Source organism: Gallaecimonas zhanjiangensis, assembly GCF_057624825.1.
Map to the genome: position 1 here is coordinate 4,036,822 of NZ_CM172603.1, position 21,487 is coordinate 4,058,308.

19 protein-coding genes are annotated in these 21,487 nt (G+C 59.3%); 10 read left to right on the top strand and 9 right to left on the bottom strand.

From position 1 onward, the window contains the following. Positions 1-50: 50 nt before the first annotated feature. The gene (locus AC22G1_RS19060) at positions 51-1,121 is read left to right on the top strand and encodes an FAD-dependent oxidoreductase (RefSeq protein WP_487314753.1); all 1,071 of its coding nucleotides are present in this window, start codon (positions 51-53) and stop codon (positions 1,119-1,121) included. Between the two features lie 44 nt (positions 1,122-1,165). Here AC22G1_RS19060 and AC22G1_RS19065 read toward each other — a convergent pair whose 3' ends face one another. After that, positions 1,166-1,846 (bottom strand): pirin family protein, encoded by a 681-nt coding sequence (locus AC22G1_RS19065; protein WP_487314754.1) that lies wholly within the window; start codon positions 1,844-1,846, stop codon positions 1,166-1,168. A 147-nt stretch (positions 1,847-1,993) separates the two neighbouring features. Here AC22G1_RS19065 and AC22G1_RS19070 point away from each other — a divergent pair, with 147 nt between their 5' ends. Continuing rightward, positions 1,994-3,427 (top strand): protein adenylyltransferase SelO, encoded by a 1,434-nt coding sequence (locus AC22G1_RS19070; protein ID WP_487314755.1) that lies wholly within the window; start codon positions 1,994-1,996, stop codon positions 3,425-3,427. A 19-nt stretch (positions 3,428-3,446) separates the two neighbouring features. Then, a complete protein-coding gene (locus AC22G1_RS19075) occupies positions 3,447-3,722 on the top strand; it encodes a DUF3630 family protein (protein ID WP_487314756.1) in 276 nt (91 codons plus the stop codon). A 10-nt stretch (positions 3,723-3,732) separates the two neighbouring features. Here the strand turns inward: AC22G1_RS19075 and AC22G1_RS19080 are convergent, their stop codons facing one another. The 3 genes from AC22G1_RS19080 to AC22G1_RS19090 all read right to left on the bottom strand — a co-directional run bounded on the left by AC22G1_RS19080 (position 3,733) and on the right by AC22G1_RS19090 (position 6,461). Further along, on the bottom strand, positions 3,733-4,686 hold the full coding sequence (locus AC22G1_RS19080; protein WP_487314757.1) for a GGDEF domain-containing protein: 954 nt from the start codon (positions 4,684-4,686) through the stop codon (positions 3,733-3,735). 1 nt (position 4,687) lies between these two features. Beyond that, positions 4,688-5,674, bottom strand: a complete 987-nt coding sequence (locus tag AC22G1_RS19085; RefSeq protein ID WP_487314758.1) for a response regulator — start codon at positions 5,672-5,674, stop codon at positions 4,688-4,690. A gap of 103 nt (positions 5,675-5,777) precedes the next feature. Next, a complete protein-coding gene (locus AC22G1_RS19090) occupies positions 5,778-6,461 on the bottom strand; it encodes a phosphatase PAP2 family protein (RefSeq protein ID WP_487314759.1) in 684 nt (227 codons plus the stop codon). A gap of 101 nt (positions 6,462-6,562) precedes the next feature. On the opposite strand from AC22G1_RS19090, the gene AC22G1_RS19095 reads away from it, so the two are divergent. Continuing rightward, a complete protein-coding gene (locus AC22G1_RS19095; RefSeq protein WP_487314760.1) occupies positions 6,563-7,204 on the top strand; it encodes a 7-cyano-7-deazaguanine/7-aminomethyl-7-deazaguanine transporter in 642 nt (213 codons plus the stop codon). Here AC22G1_RS19095 and AC22G1_RS19100 read toward each other — a convergent pair. The 4 genes from AC22G1_RS19100 to elbB all read right to left on the bottom strand — a co-directional run bounded on the left by AC22G1_RS19100 (position 7,119) and on the right by elbB (position 12,766). Then, positions 7,119-8,708 (bottom strand): EAL domain-containing protein, encoded by a 1,590-nt coding sequence (locus AC22G1_RS19100; protein ID WP_487314761.1) that lies wholly within the window; start codon positions 8,706-8,708, stop codon positions 7,119-7,121. The two genes, AC22G1_RS19095 and AC22G1_RS19100, sit on opposite strands and share 86 nt — an antisense overlap. A gap of 18 nt (positions 8,709-8,726) precedes the next feature. Further along, positions 8,727-9,350 carry a helix-turn-helix transcriptional regulator gene (locus AC22G1_RS19105; protein WP_487314762.1) on the bottom strand — a complete coding sequence of 208 codons (624 nt, stop codon included), beginning with the start codon at positions 9,348-9,350 and terminating at the stop codon, positions 8,727-8,729. A gap of 216 nt (positions 9,351-9,566) precedes the next feature. Continuing rightward, positions 9,567-12,068, bottom strand: a complete 2,502-nt coding sequence (locus AC22G1_RS19110; protein WP_487314763.1) for a diguanylate cyclase domain-containing protein — start codon at positions 12,066-12,068, stop codon at positions 9,567-9,569. A 47-nt stretch (positions 12,069-12,115) separates the two neighbouring features. Next, positions 12,116-12,766 (bottom strand): isoprenoid biosynthesis glyoxalase ElbB, encoded by a 651-nt coding sequence (elbB, locus tag AC22G1_RS19115; protein ID WP_487314764.1) that lies wholly within the window; start codon positions 12,764-12,766, stop codon positions 12,116-12,118. Positions 12,767-13,186: 420 nt separating this feature from the next. Here elbB and polA point away from each other — a divergent pair, with 420 nt between their 5' ends. Beyond that, positions 13,187-15,952 carry a DNA polymerase I gene (gene polA / locus AC22G1_RS19120; RefSeq protein ID WP_487314765.1) on the top strand — a complete coding sequence of 922 codons (2,766 nt, stop codon included), beginning with the start codon at positions 13,187-13,189 and terminating at the stop codon, positions 15,950-15,952. A 538-nt stretch (positions 15,953-16,490) separates the two neighbouring features. Here the strand turns inward: polA and yihA are convergent. Beyond that, the gene (yihA, locus tag AC22G1_RS19125) at positions 16,491-17,138 is read right to left on the bottom strand and encodes a ribosome biogenesis GTP-binding protein YihA/YsxC (protein ID WP_487316754.1); all 648 of its coding nucleotides are present in this window, start codon (positions 17,136-17,138) and stop codon (positions 16,491-16,493) included. Positions 17,139-17,347: 209 nt separating this feature from the next. Between yihA and AC22G1_RS19130 the strand changes: the two genes are divergently transcribed. From AC22G1_RS19130 to hemN, 5 genes are all read left to right on the top strand, one after another. Beyond that, positions 17,348-17,971, top strand: coding sequence for a c-type cytochrome (locus tag AC22G1_RS19130; protein ID WP_487314766.1), 624 nt, complete (start codon positions 17,348-17,350; stop codon positions 17,969-17,971). Positions 17,972-18,469: 498 nt separating this feature from the next. Further along, complete coding sequence (locus AC22G1_RS19135) at positions 18,470-19,102, top strand: class I SAM-dependent methyltransferase (RefSeq protein WP_487314767.1); 633 nt, start codon at positions 18,470-18,472, stop codon at positions 19,100-19,102. Positions 19,103-19,117: 15 nt separating this feature from the next. Continuing rightward, entirely contained in the window at positions 19,118-19,621 is a 504-nt protein-coding gene (yihI, locus tag AC22G1_RS19140; RefSeq protein WP_487314768.1) for a Der GTPase-activating protein YihI, read from the top strand. Next, on the top strand, positions 19,618-20,058 hold the full coding sequence (locus tag AC22G1_RS19145) for a DUF2489 domain-containing protein (protein WP_487314769.1): 441 nt from the start codon (positions 19,618-19,620) through the stop codon (positions 20,056-20,058). Before yihI ends, AC22G1_RS19145 begins: the two co-directional genes overlap by 4 nt. 67 nt (positions 20,059-20,125) lie before the next feature. Then, entirely contained in the window at positions 20,126-21,484 is a 1,359-nt protein-coding gene (gene hemN / locus AC22G1_RS19150; RefSeq protein WP_487314770.1) for an oxygen-independent coproporphyrinogen III oxidase, read from the top strand. Positions 21,485-21,487 lie beyond the last annotated feature (3 nt).

Here is a 21,487-nt window from a genome sequence, read left to right on the forward strand (position 1 = left end):
AAATCCGCCACCGCGTAGAGTCGAGTAACAGCTCCCGCATTCGAGGTGTTATGGAACCCGCCGCGCCTTTTATCCCTATCCAGGCCGACCCCAAGGACATCGTCACCGTTAACGCCTGCACCCGGCCTTTTCGGCTGACCGGCCCGCGCATCGAGCTGGAGCGGCGCGGCCACCTTAACCTTATCCACAATTACGGCCACGGCGGCAGTGGCTGGTCATTGTCTTGGGGAGCGGCGGCCGAAGCGGTCAAGCTGGCCCGGCAAACCGATACCAGACAACTCGCGGTGGTAGGCTGCGGCGCCATTGGCATTACCACCGCCATCGAGGCTCAGCAGGCCGGCTTTGACGTGACCATCTATGCCAAGGCCCAGCTACCCCAAGCCAATTCGGCCTTTGCCACCGGGGTTTGGTCCCCCGACTCGCGCATCGTGGCCAAGGCCCACGGCGATGCCCTCGCGCCGCGCTGGCAGCAAATGGCCCGCACCTCCTTTGCCCGCTACCAGGCCTTGTTGGGCCACTCGGCCAAACCGGTGGAATGGCTGCCGGTCTATAACCTCTCCAGCCTGCCCTTCGATAAGGCAAACCGCTACGCCCTGCCCGGCGAGCCCGACTACCCCCATTGGGAAGCGCAGCTACTCAATGGCTTAAGGCCTGCCGACCAACCCCTTGCCCCCGGCGCCAGCCCCTTTCACCGGCCTCATGTGCGCCGCGAACAGCTGCTGATGTTTAACCTCAGCCAATATGGCGATTGGCTGCTGGCCCGCTTTCGCGCCGCCGGCGGGCGCCTGATTGCCGCCGAGCTTAGCGACGAGCAGGATTTTGCAAGACTCGGGAGCCAGCTGGTAGTCAACTGCACTGGCTTTGGCGCCAAAGCCTTGCTGGGAGATGACGCGCTGCTGCCGGTGCGCGGCCAAACCTGCCGGCTGGCGCCACAATTGGCGGTGCGCTATGGAGTACGAGACTGGGACAGCGGCGTGTCGGCCTACCCGCGCCGCGATGGGGTATTGGTGCAAACCCAGGCCCAAGGCGATTTTGGGGCACAGGACGCCACCGTGGATTTAGAAGAGTCGCGCCAGGCCGTCACCCAGCTTGCCGCATTGATGGCCGGGATGAGGGCATAAAAAACGGCAACCCTTGGGTTGCCGTTTTGGTGAGCACGCTTTACTTAGGCCGGGATATCAAAGGCCAGGAAGCGGGTGCCGTCTTTGGCCACGAAGGCTTTCTCTTCGCCGGCGCTCAGCTCCAGGCCGTCGCCCGGGCCAAGGTCCAGATCGCCACCTTTGATGCCACCATCGATAACGTGCAGGTAGCGTTTACGGCGGCTCTCGGCCTTGAAGCTCACTTGGTCACCGTCATCAAGGCGATATTGGGCCAGCTCGGCGTTTTGGTTGATGGCCAACAAGCCACCTTCACCGGCCAACACCACTTTGCCTTTTTGCTCAGGGACTTCGGCTTCCTGATAGCTGGGCGGCAGCCCTTGGGTATGAGGCGCTATCCAGATTTGCAGGAAGTGCACCGGCTCGCTTTCAGAACCGTTGTACTCGGAGTGGCGGATGCCGGTACCGGCCGACATGCGCTGCACCATACCCGGCACCAAATGGCCGATGTTGCCTTCAGAGTCCTTATGGGTCAGCTTGCCTTCCAGCACCACCGAGATGATTTCCATGTCGCGGTGCGGGTGGGTGCCAAAGCCGGCAGCCGGGGCGACGGTGTCGTCGTTTATTACCAGCAGGGCGCCACTGCCGGTCCAGTTAGGATCGTAATGGTGACCAAAGGAATAAGTGTGCTTGGAGTCCAACCAGCCGATTTTGGTAGGCAGACGGTCTTGGGCTTTACGAATACGCATGGGAACCTCCTTAACTGTGATGGGCTCATAGTGGACCAAGAATAATCGAACAAAAAGCGACTAAAATAGACACAACCTTTCGACAAAGTTGATTTATCCCTATTTCGACCTTCGTGGGACACTAGGCGTCCCTTTGCAGGAGGTAGCATGGCCCTGACATTCGACAACCGCTTTGCGCGGGATTTCCCGAGGATCTACAGCGCCCAGCCCCCCGCCGGTTTCGAGCAGCCGGAGCTGTTGCTGCTCAATACGGAGCTCGCCGCCCAATTTGGCCTGGACGCCGATAACGCCCAGATAGCCCAGTGGTTTGGAGGCTCTGAGGCCATTCCTGGCGCCGCGCCCCTGGCCCAGAAGTACGCTGGCCACCAGTTTGGGGTTTATAACCCCGCCTTGGGGGACGGCCGCGGTCTGCTGCTCGGCGAGATAAAAGACACTCAAGGGCAGTTTTGGGACTTGCACCTAAAAGGCGCCGGCCCTACCCCTTATGCCAGGGGCGGCGACGGCCGGGCGGTGCTGCGCTCCTCCATCCGCGAATTTTTGGCCAGCGAAGCGCTCCATCACTTAGGCTTTCCCACCACCCGCGCCCTGTGCCTGGTGGCGGGCGAGTTGCCAGTGCAGCGCGAAACCGTAGAGCGCGGCGCCATGGTTACCCGGGCAGCCCGCAGCCACATTCGCTTTGGCCATTTTGAACATTGCTTTCACCGGGGCCTTGGCAGCGAGCTGATCGCCCTCAAGGAATACGTGGTTGAGCGCCATTGGCCGGAGCTACAAGGCCAGCCCCATAAGCTGTTCTTCGAGCGGGTGGTGCACAAGACGGCGCAGATGATTGCCTACTGGCAGGCTTACGGTTTTGCCCATGGGGTGATGAACACCGACAATTTCTCCATCCTCGGTGACACCTTCGACTTCGGCCCCTACGGCTTTTTGGACGACTACCAGCCGGGCTTTATCTGTAACCATTCCGACTACAACGGCCGTTACGCCTTCGACGCCCAGCCCAGCATCGCCCTTTGGAACCTCAACTGCCTGGCCATGGCCCTAAGCCCGATGATTGAGTCGGACGATCTGGTGGCGGCTCTCAAGCAGTTCCAACCGGCCCTGGCCGGCCACTACCTTAAATTGATGGGTAAACGCCTGGGCCTGGAACAGGTGGGTAAAGACGATGCCGAGCTTATCAACAGCTTCCTGGCGCTGCTGGCCGATGAGCGCCAGGACTACAGCCTCGCCTTTCGCTGGCTGAGCGACGCCGAGCGTGGCAATGCGCTTATCCCCTGCCGCGACCACTATCTCGATAGGGCGCGTTTTGATGCCTGGGCCACCCAGTACCTTAAACGCCTTAACCGGCAAGACAGTGACGACAGCGCCCGCAAGCAGGCCATGGACGGGGTAAACCCCCTTTATGTGCTGCGAAACTACCTGGCCCAAAACGCCATTGCCGCCAGCGAGCAAGGGGACCACAGCGAGCTAATGCGGCTCTATTCCCTGCTCAAAACCCCCTTTACCCAGCAGCCCGGCATGGACGATTACGCCAAGCGCCCACCCGACTGGGGCCGGCACCTGGAAGTGTCCTGCTCAAGCTAACTTTTAAAGAGACCCGCACATGGCCCTAGATAGCCAAAATGGCACCCTTATCCTGCCGGTAAGCACCGATTGGGAGCACTTTGAAGCCGATATCGCCCCTTGGCTGGCACGCCTGGAGCTGTCGGTGCGGCGCAAGGAAAGCGGCGCCGACCGCCATCAATGGTGGGTGGAGTTTGAAGGCACCGAGCTGCGCCTGGAGTATGAAGATTTGGCCGCCACCACCTGGCTGGAAGCCGAGGATGAAGAAGGCCTGGAAGTGCTGACTTTTTTTGCCGGCTGGGCGGGTTTGAAGTAAGGCGCCTCGGTTAGGAAGACGCCAAGCGGATGGTGTTACGCCCGGCGCTTTTGGCCTGGTAAAGGGCGTCGTCCGCCGCTTTTATCCACTGCTGGGCCTGTTCCATCTGCTCGCTTATCTCAGCCACACCGGCACTGATGGTCACGCTGATGCGCTTATCACCCACCAGCGCTGGCTGCTCGCTAAGCGCCGAGCACAACCGGTCGGCCAGTTGGCAGGCTTGCTGGGCATCGGTATCCACAAGCAGCAGCGCGAATTCTTCACCGCCGTAGCGGCCAGCCTTGTCGGTGGTGCGCAGCTTGTTATTGAGCAAGGTGGCGGTGTGTTGCAGCACCTGATCGCCAGCCTGGTGGCCGTGGGTATCGTTAACCTGCTTGAAGTGGTCGATATCGAACATCATCAGGGTGCTGACGCGCCCGGAGCGGCGGCAGCGGGCAAACTCTTCAGCCAGGGCTAGCTCCCAGGAGCGGCGATTAAGCAGGCCGGTCAAGGGGTCGGTACGGGACAGCACCGACAATTTTTGGTTCATCTCTTCCAGCGCCAGGCGGTTGTTGGCCGCTTCGGTGACGTCGTAAACAATGATGGCCATCTTGTCGACATTGCCGTTACCTGAGGCGATGGGCATGAAGGTGAGGTTCTGGTACATCACCGCCGAGCGGCCGGTCAAAGCCCGGTAGGAGAAGAACGGAAACAGGTGTGGGCGCTGCTCCCAGCTGGAAAAGGCAAGGGTCTTGAGCGCCATCACGGTCTCGGTTTTCTGCTCCAGCCACTGGCGCGGCATCTCCGGGAAGATCTCGAACAGGGATTTGCCTGCAACTTGCTCACTCCCCTGGCCGGCATGGTTGGCCATAAAGTCGTTCCAGAACTGCACTTTGTGCTGGCGATCGATAATCACCAACCCGACATCCAGGGTTTGCAGGACGTCCAGCAGCTGCTGAAGCTCACCAAGGGACAGGCTCATCATCTCAGTTCACCAATTGGCTAAGGTGCCGTTCCAGGTTCTTCAGGGAGGCGGGGGTCACCAGCAGCATCAGTTGCTGGTTCAAATCGTATTGTGGAATTTGGTAGCCAAAGCGGATGCACAGCACCGACTGGTCGCTCATGTCGTTCAGCAGCCGCCGCTCGTTGCGCCCCAGAATAATGGGGTGGCCGTGGCTGAAGGCCAGCTCCAGCTGCGAGGCAATGCCCTTAATGCACACCCCAATGAGGATGGACGACAGCTCCACCATCAGCGCCCGCTCCTGAGACTGCTGACCATCAAGGCCCATCAGCGCCGCCATGCTGTGGGCTTCGTCGCTGGACAGCTCAACCAACACTTCGCCGCAGATCCCCGCTCCCACAAAGCCCTGGCTTATCACCTGGTGGCCGGGTTGGCCTTGCCACTGGTCGATAAGGGTGATGACCTCATGGGCTGGTAGCGCCTGAATGCGGGGCACCGGGATTTGCACAAAGACATTGAAGATACCGGCCATGGTGCCGGCGGCGCGGCCCATGGCCACGTTGGCCACTTCCCGCAGCACTTCAATGCGGTCGACCATGGCCGGGTCTTCACCGCTGGGGCTGGCAGGAGCGTTGAGATCGTTCTCGCTGATAAGACCGAGGGTCAGCAACTCTTGGAGCAGCTGCTCACGGCTTAGCGGTTTAGGGAGGAAGGCCAGGGCCCCCAGGGCCATGACTTTTTCGCGCGCCTTGGGCTGCACGTCTCCGGAAATGACGATGACCTGGCAGTCAATATTCTGGGCACGCAACTGCGCCAGCACCTGATAGCCATCCAGGTCCGGCATGTTCAAATCCAGAAACAGTAAATCCCCTTTGCCTTGCGTAACCAAATCCAGGGCCTCTTTGCCGCTGGTGGCAAAGTACTGCTGCTCAGCAAAACCGCTGGGTAAAGAACGGGCCAGAAAATTCCGAGCCAGGCGGGAATCGTCACAGAGGATGACGTTGTGTCCCAAAGGTCAACATTTCCTAAACAAAAAACGTGCAATAGTGTCGGTTCTTTATACAGCGACAGTCAACCAAAAAAAGCATTTGCGTGACCTGGATATTAATTTTTGCCTAGGAAGTTTTATTTCCGCCCGCCAATACCAGGGCCGGCCACACCAGCAACCAGGCAAAGCTAAGAGAAAACAGCAGGTCCTGCGGCCAGTGCATGCCCAGTAGCAACCTCGATGCCATCACCAGCAGCGCCCAGGCCAGCACCAGGCTCATCACCAGCCAAGCCCTGGCCTGCCACAGCAAAATGGCGCTAAACAGCGCCAGCATGGCCGCAAACTGGGTGTGCCCCGAAGGAAAGGCGTAGCCACGCTCGTGGCGCCAATGGCTTTTGAGCCAGGCGGGCACCGGGGCGGTGTCGATAAGACGCTTTTGGGTGGCAATGCTGTCTTGGTAGAAATCGGTGCCGTGGGCGTCATCCAGATACTGCACGTAGGGCCGGGCTTCCTTGAAGTGCCATTTCAGTAGCGTTTTTGCCCCCAGGCCCGCCAGCAGCGCCAAGCACAGACACAAGCCGTATCGGCGCAGTTCAGCCGGGCGCCAGCCGAGGCGCCGGTACAGCAGCGCCAGCACCAGGGCGGTGGTGCCAATGGCAAAGGGGGCAGAGCCGGTGAGGGTCAGCCAGTAAAGGGGCCTTAGCCAGGGAGAGGTGTCATCCACTTGCCAGTGCCAGTCGGACAGCCAGGTTAATACCGGCAATAACGCCAGCAACAGGGTCAACAGCAGTAGCCTGGCAACAACGGGCATCTTGATCTCCTTGGTGACTGGCACTAACCTAGCGCCCCGCCCAAAAAGCGGGCAACAACCTTAACCCGGGTTCCCTCACCCCGATATCAAAAAGGTGCATCATGTTTATCCAAACCAAAGGCCAGGCCCTTGGCTGGCTGGTTGCCTTCCACATCCTGGTGATCACTGCCTCCAACTATCTGGTCCAGATCCCCTTTACCTTATGGGGCCTGCACACCACTTGGGGCGCTTTTACCTTCCCCTTTATCTTCCTGGCAACCGACCTGACGGTAAGATTGCTGGGGGCCGAACTGGCCCGACGGGTGATCTTCTGGGTGATGGTGCCGGCGCTTTTTGTCAGTTACGGGGTCAGCGTGCTGTTTCCCCAAGGCAGTTTCGCCGGCTTTGCCGAAGCGGGCGCCCTTAACCTCTTTGTGGCGCGCATTGCCCTGGCCTCGTTCCTGGCGTATGTGCTGGGCCAAGTGCTGGACGTGCAGGTGTTTAACCGGCTGCGCCGCAACGGCCCCTGGTGGCTGGCCCCGGCGGCCTCGACGGTGCTGGGCAATCTCTTCGACACCCTGGTGTTCTTCTCTGCCGCCTTTTACCAGAGCAACGATCCCTTTATGGCCGCCCATTGGCTGCAAATCGCCTGGATGGATTACGGCTTCAAATTGCTGATCAGTCTGGCTTTTTTCCTGCCTCTTTACGGAGTGCTGTTAAATTGGCTGCTGCGGCTGAGCCAGCGGTCGCCAGCCACTGCCTGAGGGTGGGGGCTGGCATCGGCCGGGCGTAGAAATATCCCTGGCCGTACTCTACCCCTTTGGCCCGCAAAAACTGGGCCTGTCGCTCGGTCTCAATGCCTTCGGCCAGCAGCTCCATCCCCAGGCGATGGCCCAGTTGGATAATGGCTTCCAGTACCGGCGCCTGCACCGAGCCGCTGTCCAGGGCCGAGACAAAGCTCTTGTCGATTTTCAGATAATCCACCGGCAGCCGCTCCAGGTAGGCAAGGGAACTGTGGCCGGTGCCGAAATCGTCGATGGCTATCTGAATACCGGCAGCGCGGCAGTCTTGTAGCTGTTTGAGCACCAATGGATCTTCACCGATAAGCTGGCGCTCGGTGAGCTCGGCTACCAACTGGATATTGGGCGACAGCCGCGCCTTGAGGGCCAGCAGATCGCGGGTCAGGGTGCCATCGTGCAGGTGCTCGGCCGCCAGGTTCACCCCTAGCTTGAAGCTGCCCCCTTCCCATTGGGCCAGCTCCTTTTCAAGTAAGGTAAAGAGGTGCCGGGTCAGCTCGACGATTAGGCCGGTGTCTTCCGCCGCCCGGATAAAAATATCGGGAGCAATGAGGCCCTGCACCGGGTGGCGCCAGCGCATCAGCACCTCGGCGCCAGTTACCGACAAGCCCTCCAAGGCCAGCACCGGTTGGTAGTGCAAGAAGAATTCGTTCCTTTCCATGGCCCTTTTCAGCTCGGCCTTAGGCCCTTCCCGGCGGTTAAAGGCAAAGTAGCAAAACAGCCCCAAGAGCCCAGCAACCAGCGCCGCCAGCAACCAGCGCCAGTGGCTGGCGCCGCTTTGGCCATGACCGTCACTGATTTGCACCTCAAACCCCTGGGGGCTTTTTATCCGCGCCAGGGCCGGCGCCAGGCTGGCGGCGTCCACCACCTGTTTTTGCAGGCCAAGCATGGCTTTGCTACCCACCACCAGCGCCACTTGATCGTTGGAGAACCGCGACGCCTGGCCCAGCAAGTCGTAAAGATACAGCCCTTCAATCACCACCAGCACGCCCCGGGACAAGTCTGGCTCACCGCGCCACAGCAGCAGCGCCGGGCGGTCTTGCACTATGGGGTTGCTGGCAACCAGGGTCAGGGGCTGATGGATAAGCGCCGGTGGGGCCCAAGTGGCTAGACGGTTTTCGTCGAGGCGGCCAAGGAAGGAGTGGCAGACATGGTCGGGGTAAAAAACCGCGATGGAGCGGGTGTATTTTTCCAGGGCGGCCATCTTGACCAGTTTGTCCTTGAGTTCACTACAGGGCAGGTCACGAAGTTTATCCAGCGCCAGCAACTGGCGGCGGGCTGGCAGCACCATGTCGTTGAACAGCTGCTCGGTGCGGCTGGCCGAGGCCATGGCCAGCTGGCGCTCGTCGGCCTTGCTAAGCCGGTTCATCAGCCAGCCAAGGAGCAAAAAGGCAATCAGCGCAACAACCATGCCCAGCAGTAAAGCACGGCGGCGGGTGGGAGAGCTCAGCACATTCAGCGGATTTGGCATCAGGCTCCCCCTTGATAGCTAGCGTCTGGGCGCTATCCGATAAACGCAGCGCCGCCCTTCCAGCAACAAGTGCTCGATGCGGCTTACCTCCACGTCACTACCCAGGCACTGGCTGAATAGGGCCAGTTCTGAGCGGCAAAACTGTTGGCACTGCTGGGCTGCGGTGCAGATGGGGCAGTGGTTTTCGATAAGCAGCCACTGCTCGCTGCCGTCAGCTTCAACTTCTGCCATGTAGCCCTCGGCGGTACGCAGCTCGGCTAGGCGCTGGATCTTGGCCTCAAGGCCGGACTCTGCCGCCAGGGCCTGCTGGTAAACCTGACCCATCTGCTGCTCACGGTGGCCAATAAGGGCATCGAGCCCCTGCTCACCAAACACCGTTCTGACCCCCTCAATCAGGGTGAGGGTGAGGTCGGCATGGCGCTCAGGGAAACGGGCATGGCCTTCCTCGGTGAGGTGCCAGACCCTGGCCGGGCGGCCGATGCTGCGTTTTTCCATGAAGCTTTCCACCAGGCCTTGCTGCTCGGCCAGCAGCAGGTGTTGGCGGGCGCCCATGGCGGTCATTCCCAGGTCAGCCGCCAGCGCTTGGGCGGTCTGATCTCCCCGGGTTTTCAATAGGTAAAGGATGCGATTAATACTGGGCATGGGCTCATTATGCGGGTTAACACTCAAAAGACTCAACGACCTTGACCCCTTGACGAAAAACTCTGCAACGCCCTTGACAATCAAATGAGAACAATTATTATTTGAGTTGCGTTCTCACTACGCACTGATGCAGTCCAGACGCTTTGGCAGCATCGCACGACATTGCTCACATTGCTTCCTATTGGAATACAGCCGGCCCTCAAGCCGGCTTCTTTTTTAGCTGTGACGTTCTGGCCAGGCCATGGCCTGGCAACAGTCCCGCCCAGCATTCTTAGCCTGGTAAAGCGCTTTATCGGCCAAGGCCAGCAGCTGCAGGCGCTCGGCGCCGTCGTGCTGCACTGGGTAACCGCAGGCAATGCCGATGGACACGCTGACATAAGCCCCCAGGGGCGAGTCGGGGTGTAGCAGTGCCGCCTGGCGCACGGTATCGAGCACCTTTTCCGCCAATGATTGCGCTTCGGCAAGGTCGGAACCCGGCAAAATAACGGCAAATTCCTCACCACCGTAGCGGGCCACCAGATCGCTGCTGCGCTGGACAGCAGAGCTCAGCAACTGGGCGATGCGCTGCAAACAGACATCCCCTTTGAGGTGACCGGCGGCGTCGTTGAAGCGCTTGAAGTGATCCACATCCAGCATCATCACTCCCAGAGGCAACTGATGGCGGGCGCAGCGTTGCCATTCGTTGGCCAGCTCTTCATCAAACACCCGGCGGTTGGCGACTTGAGTCAAAGAATCGATACGCGACAGCTGCTCCAGCTGATGGTTGGCCGCCGACAATTCGCTGTTGCGCTCGGCCAGGGCCACGTTTAGCTCCTGCACCCGCGCCTCGTTGTTGAGGGCTTCGGTGATGTCTTCACGCAAAATCAGAAGGTGGCTGCTGGCGTTATCGGGCTCCAGCACCGGCACTCGCAAGGTGCGAAACCAGCGCTCACCTTTGACCGTGGGCAGCCTTTCCTCATTGACCATGGTGCGCTCTTCGCCGGCCAAGGCCTGGCGGTCGTCCCGGCTGAGAGAAGCCACCACCTCCGGCGGCCACAAGCTGGCATCGTCCTGGCCCTCGAGCGCCTGACGAGACTGGCCAAACAGCGCTTCACAGGCCTTGTTGACCCTTTTAAAGCGCAGCCCCTTGGCCTCTTTTACCTGCAGGCTCAGGGGCAGGTTGTCCACCAGCGAATTCAAAAAATGCTCGTTCTCCCGCAGCTGCTGGTTTACCGCCTGCAGCTCGCGGGTACGCTTGGCTACCTCCTGGCCCACCAAGCTCGTTTGGCCTGTTACCAGCAGTACCGTGCTACCAATCACCACCACCAGCAGCAGGCCACCCACCAGCATCAGGCCGAGGCCAGCCTGCACCGCGTCGAGCACATAAGGCTGTTGATACTGAAAATCCAGGCGCCACAGCCGCCCCCCCACCTGCAGGCTGCGGCTTGCATGCAGGCCGCCACTCCCCTCAGCCTTCCCAAGGAGAAATTGGCGGGTGTTGTCATCTTGCACCGACAGCTGCAACGGCAAGTTGCCGATCGCTTCTTCGGTGGCGGCCAGCAGCAGCCTGATATCGAGCTTGGCAAACACCAGCCCCATCACCTTGCCGTCTTGCCCCTGGGCGGCGCGGAAGATAAAGCCAACGTTTTGCTCGCTCACTTCACCCATGGCCACCTTGCCGGTGCGAATGGCCTGGGTCATGGCCAGGGCGGCCCCTGGTAACGTGCCCGGCAAAAAGCCCAGCACGCCGGCGTTGCCCTGGCGCGGCTCGATATAAAGCACTGGGTAAATCACATGATTGGCCGCCCCTTGCAGCCAATGGCTGTCATCGGCCGGGGGCTGGATACGATAAGGCGCCCCGAGCTCCTGGCTGGCGTTGGCCTCGAAAGAGGCTTTTTGGTTAGTTTCTACCCTCGGAAGCCAGCCAAAGGCGCTAATCGCCGGTAACTCGGCCAGCAGCTCGTCAGCCACCACCCTAAACTCATCGCGAGACACATATTCAGAGCCACGAAAGATCTGCATCAGGCCGGTCAAGGATTGCAGGTAATGGTCGCTGCGGGCATTGAGCGCCTCAGACAACACGTCAGCCTGACGATTAAGCTCAATGCTGACTTGTTTGACCCGGCTGTCCAGCAGTTGCTGCACGCCCCACATCAGGGCAGCACTGACCAGCACCATGGGAATGGAGGTCCAAAGCAGGCGGCCCAGCGCTGCCCCGTTGGCCCATAACAAACAGATAGGAGCGACCAAAGCGATGCCAAGAGCGTTGCCGGTCCAGCTCACCACCAACTCCGGTAGGGCGTTGTGACTGGCCGCAGCTACGCCAAAGCGGAATACCAGCAGTTCCAGGCAAGCCCCCACGGCGGCGCTGAGCAGTGCGCCTTTGGCCATCAGTTGGAAGATCTCGCTGCCGGACAGCAGCTGCCACTGGCGCTGAAAACCAAGCAGCCAAGCCCCAATCAAGCCCTGTGCCGCAGCACAAAAGGCCAGCAACACTGGCTCCCAGCCCTGTTGCAGGGCGGCCACATGGGCAACCTGAAACTGGATCAACAGGCTACCGGCCAACACGCCAAGCCACATCCCCGGCCCCCACAGCAGCAGGGCAGCAAGGGCCACACCGGCGGCAGGCCAGAAGGGGGAAGTGGCGTCGCCGGGCAAAGACAGGTAAGAACCCAGCAGGCCAGCGGCCCAATAAGCGAAAGTGACAATCAACAACCTTTGCAGGTAAGTCGTGCTCAAGTCACTGCGCTCCTTACATTTTTTCGGGCCAAGTTAGCTAGCTTAGCTTATGCCAGTTCCAAGACCTTACGCACCAGCTTGTCGATGCCGCTTTTCGCTTCAAGAATGGAGCCAGCCAGCATGTAGGCGGGGGTAGACACCACTTTGTTTGCTTCATCGACACAGATCTCGTTAACCGCCCGCACCTGATGCTTACCGCCCATGGCGTTGAAGGCATCGGCCGTACTGGCGTCGTTACCCAGGGTGCCTTGCACGCCCGGGCCATACACTTTGGGCAACATGGCCGGGGCAATGCAGATATAACCTGCGGCCTTACCGGCCTTGGCAAAATCCTGGCAGGCCGCCAGCACATCACCCTGCACCTGGCAGTCGTCGCCCTCAAAGGCAAAATCGCTGAGGTTCTTGGCGGCGCCAAAGCCACCGGGCAGGATAATCGCATCAAAATCGGCCGCCTTGAGGCCCGCCAGATCCTGGATATTGCCACGGCAGATACGGGCCGCTTCCACCAGCACGTTACGCTGCTCGGGCATTTCTTCGCCGGTGATGTGGTTGATCACATGATGCTGAGCCATGTTGGGCGCAAAGCACTGCACCTGGGCGCCAGCCTCGGCCAAGGCCAGCAGTGTCAGCACCGACTCATAAATTTCGGCACCATCAAAAACGCCGCAACCACTTAAAATAACAGCCACTTTTTTCATTTCATCCTCCCCAATCACAGCCCATATGGTAGCCACTTGACCGGATCACTGTCACTGATCGCAAAGTTTGCCAAATGCCTATTGCACATCTTTTGGGCAATGCTAGACTGGTCTCTTGTTGTGGTGCCAGCCATAACAAAAATGTGACTTGATGGAACGAGGTTATTCACAAGCAGGGAGCGGCTATCCACACTTCCCCTTCTCGTTCAAGTACAAATTCCAGCCCAGCTGTGGTGGGCCTTTCCAAGCAGTACATTAAGCAGACACTTGCTTCGCAGGTGGCTTGTGTCGTGGTTATTCAACAGACTTATCCACAGATTTAGCTGCTGCCGAGTAAGGCCGGTTGATGGTGCCTTCGCGTTCCCTCCATGGCGCCCCTATGGCATCCTTGGCGCAAACAAGGATCATCTGGACTCCATCATGGCAAGCATCCCTGAAAACCCCCTTATTCTGGTCGACGGCTCTTCTTATCTTTACCGCGCCTACTACGCGCCGCCGCACCTGACCAACTCCCAGGGCGAGCCCACCGGCGCCGTCTATGGCGTGGTCAACATGCTCAAAAGCCTGCTGCGCCAATTCAAGCCCAGTGAAATGGCGGTGGTGTTTGACGCCAAAGGTAAAACCTTCCGCGATGAATTGTTCGAGCAGTACAAGGCCCACCGCCCGTCCATGCCCGATGACCTGCGCAGCCAAGTAGCTCCGCTGCATGCCTTGGTAAAGGCCATGGGGCTGCCGCTGATCATCATTGAAGGGGTCGAGGCAGACGACGTTATCGGCACCCTGGCCAAAAAAGCCTCAGCCGAAGGCCGCCACGTGCTGATCTCTACCGGCGACAAGGATATGGCGCAATTGGTGGACGACAAGGTGACCTTGATCAACACCATGACCGATACCGTGCTGGACCCGGCCGGAGTGGTGGACAAATTCGGGGTTGGCCCCGAACTCATCATCGATTTCCTGGCGCTGATGGGCGACAAGGTAGACAACATTCCTGGCGTGCCCGGGGTTGGCGAGAAGACCGCCCTTGGCCTGTTGCAGGGCATCGGCGGCATGGACGCGCTCTACGGCAATCTCGACAAAATAGCCGAGCTGAGCTTTCGTGGCGCCAAGACCATGGCCAAAAAGCTCGAAGAAAACGAAGAGCAGGCCCGCCTTTCTTACCTGCTGGCCACCATCAAAACCGACGTGGATTTGAGCGAAGACCAGCTGGATTTGACCATCAAACCCGAAGACCGGGACGCCCTGGTGGAATGGTACGGCAAAATGGAGTTTCGCCGCTGGCTGGCCGATGTGCTGGACGGCAAGGCCCCGGAGCAGGCTGTGGCCCCGGCGGCTGAGCCTGAAGAACCCGTCGCCGACCCGGCCGGCATTGACCGCAGCAGCTACGAGTTGGTGAACACCGAGGCCACCCTTGGCGCCTGGATAACCAAGCTGGAAAAGGCCGCGCTGTTTGCCTTTGATACCGAAACCACCGCCCTGGATTACATGGTGGCCGATCTGGTGGGCTTTTCCGTTGCCCTGGCCGACGGCGAAGCGGCTTACATTCCCTTCGGCCACAGCCTGCTGGACGACACCCCGCAGCTGGACCGCAGCCAGGTACTGGACGCCTTTCGCGCCCTGCTGGAGAGCGACCAGCATAAAAAGGTGGGCCAGAACCTCAAGTACGACATGAGCGTGCTGGCCAACCACGGCATCACCCTGCGCGGTATCGCCTTTGACACCATGCTCGAGAGCTACGTGTTCAACTCCGTGGCCGGCCGCCACGACATGGACAGCTTGTCCCTCAAGTATCTATCTCACAAAGCCATCAGCTTTGAAGACATCGCTGGCAAAGGCGCCAAGCAGCTGACTTTCGACCAAGTCGCCATCGCCGACGCCGCCGTGTACGCCGCCGAAGACGCAGATGTCACCTTCCGGCTGCATCAGCATCTGTGGCCCAAGCTGGAACAGGACGCCAGCCTCAAATCGGTGCTCTGCGATATCGAGCTGCCGCTGGTGCCGGTGCTGTCGCGCATGGAGCGCAACGGGGTGCTAATAGACAAAACCCTCTTGGCCAAGCAAAGCGAGGAGCTGGCCGAGCGCATTGCCGCCCTCGAGAAGCAAGCCTTTGAAATAGCAGGTGAAGAATTCAACCTCGGCAGCCCCAAGCAACTACAAGCCATCCTCTTTGACAAAATGGGCATCAAGCCGCTGAAAAAGACTCCGTCCGGGGTGCCGTCGGTGGCCGAAGAAGTGCTGCAGGAACTGGCTCACGACTATCCGCTGCCCAAGGTGATCATCGAGTACCGGGGCCTGGCCAAGCTCAAATCCACCTACACCGACAAACTGCCGCTGCTGATCCACGACAAAACCGGCCGGGTCCACACCAGTTATCACCAGGCGGTCACCGCCACCGGCCGGCTTTCGTCCTCCGATCCGAACCTGCAAAACATCCCGGTACGCACCGAAGAAGGCCGCCGGATCCGTCAAGCCTTTGTGGCCCCCAAAGGGCGGGTGCTGCTGGCCGCCGATTACAGCCAGATTGAGCTTCGTATCATGGCTCACCTCTCTGGCGACAAGGGCCTGCTGGATGCCTTTGCCCAAGGCAAGGATATTCACGCCGCCACCGCCGCCGAGGTGTTCGGGGTCGAGCTGGAAGCCGTAACCAGCGAGCAGCGCCGCCGCGCCAAGGCCATCAACTTCGGCCTTATCTATGGCATGTCGGCCTTTGGCCTGGCCCGCCAGCTCGATATTGGCCGCAATGAAGCCCAGGGCTACATGAACACCTACTTCGAGCGCTACCCTGGCGTGCTGGAGTACATGGAAAGCACCCGCCAAAAAGCCGAAGAAAAAGGCTATGTGGAGACCCTGTTTGGCCGCCGCCTCTATCTGCCAGAGATAAAAGCCCGCAACCAGGCCCGTAAAAAGGCCGCCGAGCGCGCCGCCATCAACGCCCCAATGCAGGGCACCGCCGCCGATATCATCAAAAAGGCCATGATCGCCGTCGACGCCTGGGTTACCCAGGAGGCCGCCGACAAGGTCAAACTGCTGATGCAGGTGCACGATGAGCTGGTGCTGGAAGTGGACGCCGATTTTGCCGCACAGGCTGGGGCCAAGGTAAGCCAGCTGATGCAGCAGGCCGCCGAGCTGAAGGTGCCGTTAGTGGTCGAACCAGGAATGGGCGCGACCTGGGATGAAGCTCACTAACTTACCTAAGGTTGTAATATTTTTACTGATTACCGAGAAAGCAGCTCAATAACCCGGTTAAAATTTTCATATATGGCGCAAAGATGAAAATTAACTACAAAAAGTGCTTTTAATCTGAACAGGGGATCGCTACACTGCGTGGCGTAGGGTACAGAAGGCCCCTTCTTAGTAACGGGTCTTTGTTTCACGTAGTGGATTTGGCTACATAAGCCGCCTCGCTCAAACGAGCGGGGCGTTTTTTTTGCCTGGCGCCCAAAAAACTTTCACGGATGCAGGCCCCGTCTTTACTGGCCTGTAGCGGTATAAACCCGGTTGGGTGAATTTTTTTAGAGCAAATACTTCAAATCGGCGAAAAAGTGTTGTACCTTGAAGTTGCTGCATAACCTCAATGCTTGTTTTGCAAGCTTGTGGTGATTTTCTGCTGACATATTAGCTTCTCCCCCAATAAGCTAATATTTCTCTCCGGTGGTCTCGACCACCGGTTTTTTTTGCCTTTTTTCCGGCCACAAAAAAGGCCCCGCAGGGCCCTTTCTCGTTATTACTCTTCGTGTTGCGGCTCGTCTTCCGCTGCCGGGTCGGCATCCACCTGGCTCAGCCAGCCAGCCAGGTGACGGCGCACCTCGGTGATGCCCAAGCCCTTGAGCACAGACAGCGCCATCACCGTCACATCTCCCCCAAACGCCAGGGCAGCTTCCTTACATTGCAGCACGGTGGCCTTGCGGGCACCGCTTTTGAGCTTGTCGGCCTTGGTGAGAATCGCCAGCACCGGCAGGCCAGACTCTACCGCCCAGAAGATGAGATCCTGGTCGATGTCCTTGAAGGGATGGCGGATATCCATCAGCACCACCAGGCCACAGAGGGATTCGCGCTTTTCCAGGTACTCGGTCAGGCTCGCCTGCCACTTTTCCTTCATTTCCAGCGGCACCTTGGCAAAACCGTAGCCGGGCAAATCCACCAGGCAATGGCGCGGGTCGGCCAGGCTAAACAGGTTGATAAGCTGGGTGCGGCCCGGGGTTTTGGAGGTTCTGGCCAGCTGCTTTTGCCCGGTAATGGCATTCAGGGCACTGGACTTACCGGCGTTGGAACGCCCGGCAAAAGCGATCTCCACCCCTTCATTGCGAGGTAGGTGGCGAATATCAGGCGCAGAGGTGATAAATCTGGCTTGGCGAAAGTCGATTTCAGGGATTGGATTCATCAGTACTCCGGCGCCGGGCGATAAAGACAGGCGGTAAATATTGTGTACACTTACGGGCAACTCTGGTTGTTGTATCAGAGGCTTAGCAGCAGGGCCGGGTTCGTTGTCACGAGCTTTGGGCCAATGGCCAGAATTCTAACATGGCAGAGCCACAAAAGGCTGCACGGTGTGCATCTGCCAACACCGCGAATGTGGACAGCATGAAAAGACTCCTCGTTGCCGCTTTGATGCTTGGTGGCCTGTCGGGCACCGCAACCGCCGACGGCGATGCCAAGGCCGGACAAACCAAATCCGCCGTTTGTGGCGCCTGCCACGGTGTGGACGGTAACAGCCCGGTTGCCATGTACCCGCGGCTGGCCGGCCAACATGCCAGCTATATGGTCAAGGAATTGGCCGATCTCAAACTTGGCCTGACTTCAGGGGGCAAGGAAGGCCGTTACGATCCGGTGATGAGCGCCATGGCGGCGTCGCTGTCGCCACAAGATATGGCCGACATCTCCGCCTATTTTGAAAGCCAGAAGCCGGTGCAGGGCCAAACCCCGAAAGCCGACGTGACCCAAGGCCGTCAGCTGTATATGGGCGGCGACCTGGCCCGCGGCATCACCGCCTGCACCGCCTGCCACGGTCCCGATGGCAACGGCCTTGGCCTTGCCAAATATCCCGATATTTCAGGGCAGTACCCTGAATACATCAAAGCGCAGCTGGAAAAGTTCCGGGCCGGGCAGCGTCAAAATGACCCCAACCACATGATGCGGGATGTTGCAGCCAAGTTGACGGATAATGACATCCAACTGTTGGCTAATTACCTCGCAGGGCTCCATTAAGGCATTTGCGATCGGATGAAAAGCCAACCTTTGGTGACGTTTCCGATAACTGTGATCCAGTACGAAATTTTGGCAATGCTTTAACAATATGCCTATTTCAAGGGTTGAACCCCCAGGGTGCGGGGAGTAACTTCAACCGCGTCGCAAGGTTTGCAGGGTTGCCCACGGCACGGGCGCCCAAGCGAAGGAAACGGTAATAAGGTCAGGATGGCCAGCATCGACAAACCTGTGGGAAAAGCGCTAATCAACCGAGAAAAAGGGGTAAGGCGACCATGAAGGTCCCAAGCCTCCAGGGATGACAGAGAAAGCGCCAGGATCGGCGTTAAAATAATAATCATGCAAGGAAAGCTGGAAAAAAAAAGACGGAAGCCCGTTAGACCGAAAAATAACAATAGCGGTCAAACACGATGGGAAAGGTGTCAATATTAGGCACAAGGGATAAGGCGATAGCATGAGCATCGCCTTTTTCTTTATTCCGCACTCCCGTAAAATACCCCCATGCACTCATGCCCCCTCTGCCAAAGCCCGGTTACCGACTTTCATAGCGACGCCAAGCGCCGATATTTTCGCTGTGGCGATTGCGCGCTGGTGTCTGCCGATCCGGGCAGCCATCTTGATGCGGCAGGGGAAAAGGCACTGTATGACATTCACGACAACCAGCCTGACGACCCCGGCTATCGCCGGTTTTTGTCGAGGCTGGTGTCGCCGCTGCTGGCCAAGGTGGCGGTGGGCAGCGATGGGCTCGACTTTGGCTGTGGCCCTGGCCCTGCCCTGGCCGCCATGCTGCGCGAAGCGGGCATGACCATGGCGCTGTACGACCCTTATTACGCCAACCACCCCGAGCAACTGGCCAGGCAATATGACTTTGTCACCTGCACCGAGGTGGTGGAGCACTTTAATCACCCGGCGAAGAGCTGGGAAACCCTGGCTGGCCTGGTTAAACCCGGCGGCTGGCTTGGGGTGATGACCAAGCTGGTGATCAATCAACAACGTTTTGCCAACTGGCATTACAAAAATGACCCCACCCACGTGAGCTTCCACAGTGAAGCCACCTTTGCCTGGCTGGCCAAGCGTTTTGGCTTTAGCTGGCAGCGGGTGGATAACGATGTGTTGCTGCTGCAAAAAAGGTAGGCACAGATGACCCGAATGAAAAAAACACGGGCCCCGGGTAAGTCGGGCGCCTCCAAGAAAGTCGACACCGGCAACACCCAGCTCAGCACCGCCAAGGGCAAAAAGCACAAGGTGGGCAATAAGTCTGGCAGTCGCCATGGGTATGCCACGGCGACAGGTGGCAGCTCTAATGCCAAAGGCCAAAACAAAGACAAACGCATCGGCTCTACCAAGCCGGTGACACTGGTCAGCCCCAAGGCCGTTGAGCCGCCTAAGGCCAAAGCCAAGCCGCAGCAGCAAAAGCCCGAGCTGGACCTGGCCGCCAAGGCTGCCCTGCTCGAGAGCCTGGAGAACGACGAGCGGCTGAACACCCTGCTGGATATGCTCGACGAGGGCGAAGAGATCAGCAGCGAAGACGAAAGTTACGTCGAGCAAACCACCGCCAAAATCGAGAAGCTGATGGCTGAGCTCGGTATCGTCGATGACGACGACGAGCTGATGGACGACATCGACTGGGATGACGAGGAGCAACCGGTATGAGTTTTTGGGCAATAGCAGCCCTGGTGGGCACCCTGGTGGTGATTGGCCTGGCGTTCTACGCCGGCAAACTGCTGTTTATGCTCAAAGCCCAAAAACAAAAAGAAGAGGCGTTCCTGGCCGAGCACAACGAGAAGCTGCTGAAAAGCATCCGCATCATCGCCGCTTCCATGCTCGAAGAGCAATGCGACTTCTCCGAAGGCGCCATCCGCATTCGGGTGCTGACCGACCACCTGCTGCCCTATAAGTCTTACCAGGAGCAGTTCCCGGCGCTCTTTGACCTCTACGACAGGGTCAAGGACATGCCTACCCATGAAGCCCGCAACAACATGGACAAAAAAGAGCGCCGCCAGCAGGACCGCCAACGGGAAGCCTGGGAGCGAGAGCTGGCCGCCGCCATCAAGGAAGAAGCCCAGGTGCTCAAAAACCTGACTCATTGAGTCAGATCAAGCCGACTCCGACAAGAGGGCGCCATACTGGCGCCCTCTTTACTGTGAGGAGTCGTCCATGCAATTCGATCCTGTCCTTATCCGCCGTTACGATATGGCCGCTCCCCGCTACACCTCTTACCCCACGGCGCTCAGTTTTGATGGCGTGGTGCGGGGCGATCAGTGGCGCGCCGCCATCCAGGCCGCCCCCTCGCGCAAGCTCAGCCTCTATGTGCACATCCCGTTTTGCCGGGAGATGTGTTACTACTGCGGCTGCAACAAGATAGTCACCCGCCACAGCCACAAGGCCGATATCTACCTCGACCACCTGGCAAAAGAAATCGCCTACCAGGCCGAGCTATTTGGCCCCTTTACCGTGCATCACCTGCACCTAGGGGGCGGCACGCCGACCTTCTTGAGCCAGCAGCAGATGCGCCGGCTGATTAGCCTGTTAAAAAGCCACTTTCACTTTGCCGACGACTTTATCGGCGCCATCGAAGTGGACCCAAGGGCGTTGGAAGTAGACGACCTTACTTGGCTGGCAGAGCTGGGCTTTAGCCGCCTGTCCATGGGCGCACAAGACTTTGACCCCAAGGTGCAGGCGGCCATCAACCGCATCCAAAGCACCGAGAAAATCGCCGCCATCATGGCCCGCGCCCGCACCTTGGGCTTTAGCTCCATCAATCTGGATTTCATCTACGGCCTGCCCCACCAGAACGCCCAGTCCTTCGGCCACACCCTGCACCAGGCCCTGGCCCTGGCGCCAGACCGCTTCTCCATCTTCAACTACGCGCACCTGCCCGAGCGCTTCCCGGCCCAGCGCCGCATCAAGGAAGACACCATGCCCGGGCCACAGGAGAAGCTGCGCATGCAGGGGGTGACCATCGAAACCCTCACCAACGCCGGCTACCACTTTATCGGCATGGACCACTTCGCCAAGGCCGGTGACGAGCTGGCCCTGGCCCAGCAGCAGGGCCGGCTGCACCGTAACTTCCAGGGCTATACCACCGACGGCGACTGCGAATTGCTGGCCCTGGGGGCCTCTGCCATCAGCAAGGTAGGGGGGCTTTACGTGCAGAACGAGAAGAGCATCAAGGATTACCAAGACGCTACCGCCAGCCAGGGCCATGCCCGGGCCAAGGGTTACCAGATGAGCGAGGACGACCACATTCGCGCCGCTGCCATCCACAACCTGCTGTGCCATTTCCGGCTCGACTGGGCAGCCCTTGATGCCCGTTTTGGTATCGACAGCAGGCACTATTTTAGTGATGACTGCGCGCTGCTGGCGCCCTTTATCAGCGATGGCTTGGTGGAAGTAGACGAACAGGGCCTTGGAGTAACCGAGCAAGGCCGGCTGCTGGTGCGCACCATCGCCACCGCCTTTGATGCCCACCTTCGCAAGACGGTGCAGCAGCACCGCTTTTCTCGGGTGATATAAAGA

Coding starts and splice junctions, on each gene's coding strand:
- AC22G1_RS19070 (WP_487314755.1), top strand. CDS start 1,994: ATGGCCCTGACATTCGACAACCGCTTTGCGCGGGATTTCCCGAGGATC.
- AC22G1_RS19060 (WP_487314753.1), top strand. CDS start 51: ATGGAACCCGCCGCGCCTTTTATCCCTATCCAGGCCGACCCCAAGGAC.
- AC22G1_RS19095 (WP_487314760.1), top strand. CDS start 6,563: ATGTTTATCCAAACCAAAGGCCAGGCCCTTGGCTGGCTGGTTGCCTTC.
- AC22G1_RS19090 (WP_487314759.1), bottom strand. CDS start 6,461: ATGCCCGTTGTTGCCAGGCTACTGCTGTTGACCCTGTTGCTGGCGTTA.
- AC22G1_RS19135 (WP_487314767.1), top strand. CDS start 18,470: ATGCACTCATGCCCCCTCTGCCAAAGCCCGGTTACCGACTTTCATAGC.
- AC22G1_RS19075 (WP_487314756.1), top strand. CDS start 3,447: ATGGCCCTAGATAGCCAAAATGGCACCCTTATCCTGCCGGTAAGCACC.
- AC22G1_RS19080 (WP_487314757.1), bottom strand. CDS start 4,686: ATGATGAGCCTGTCCCTTGGTGAGCTTCAGCAGCTGCTGGACGTCCTG.
- elbB (WP_487314764.1), bottom strand. CDS start 12,766: ATGAAAAAAGTGGCTGTTATTTTAAGTGGTTGCGGCGTTTTTGATGGT.
- AC22G1_RS19130 (WP_487314766.1), top strand. CDS start 17,348: ATGAAAAGACTCCTCGTTGCCGCTTTGATGCTTGGTGGCCTGTCGGGC.
- polA (WP_487314765.1), top strand. CDS start 13,187: ATGGCAAGCATCCCTGAAAACCCCCTTATTCTGGTCGACGGCTCTTCT.
- AC22G1_RS19145 (WP_487314769.1), top strand. CDS start 19,618: ATGAGTTTTTGGGCAATAGCAGCCCTGGTGGGCACCCTGGTGGTGATT.
- hemN (WP_487314770.1), top strand. CDS start 20,126: ATGCAATTCGATCCTGTCCTTATCCGCCGTTACGATATGGCCGCTCCC.
- AC22G1_RS19100 (WP_487314761.1), bottom strand. CDS start 8,708: ATGCCAAATCCGCTGAATGTGCTGAGCTCTCCCACCCGCCGCCGTGCT.
- yihI (WP_487314768.1), top strand. CDS start 19,118: ATGAAAAAAACACGGGCCCCGGGTAAGTCGGGCGCCTCCAAGAAAGTC.
- AC22G1_RS19065 (WP_487314754.1), bottom strand. CDS start 1,846: ATGCGTATTCGTAAAGCCCAAGACCGTCTGCCTACCAAAATCGGCTGG.
- AC22G1_RS19105 (WP_487314762.1), bottom strand. CDS start 9,350: ATGCCCAGTATTAATCGCATCCTTTACCTATTGAAAACCCGGGGAGAT.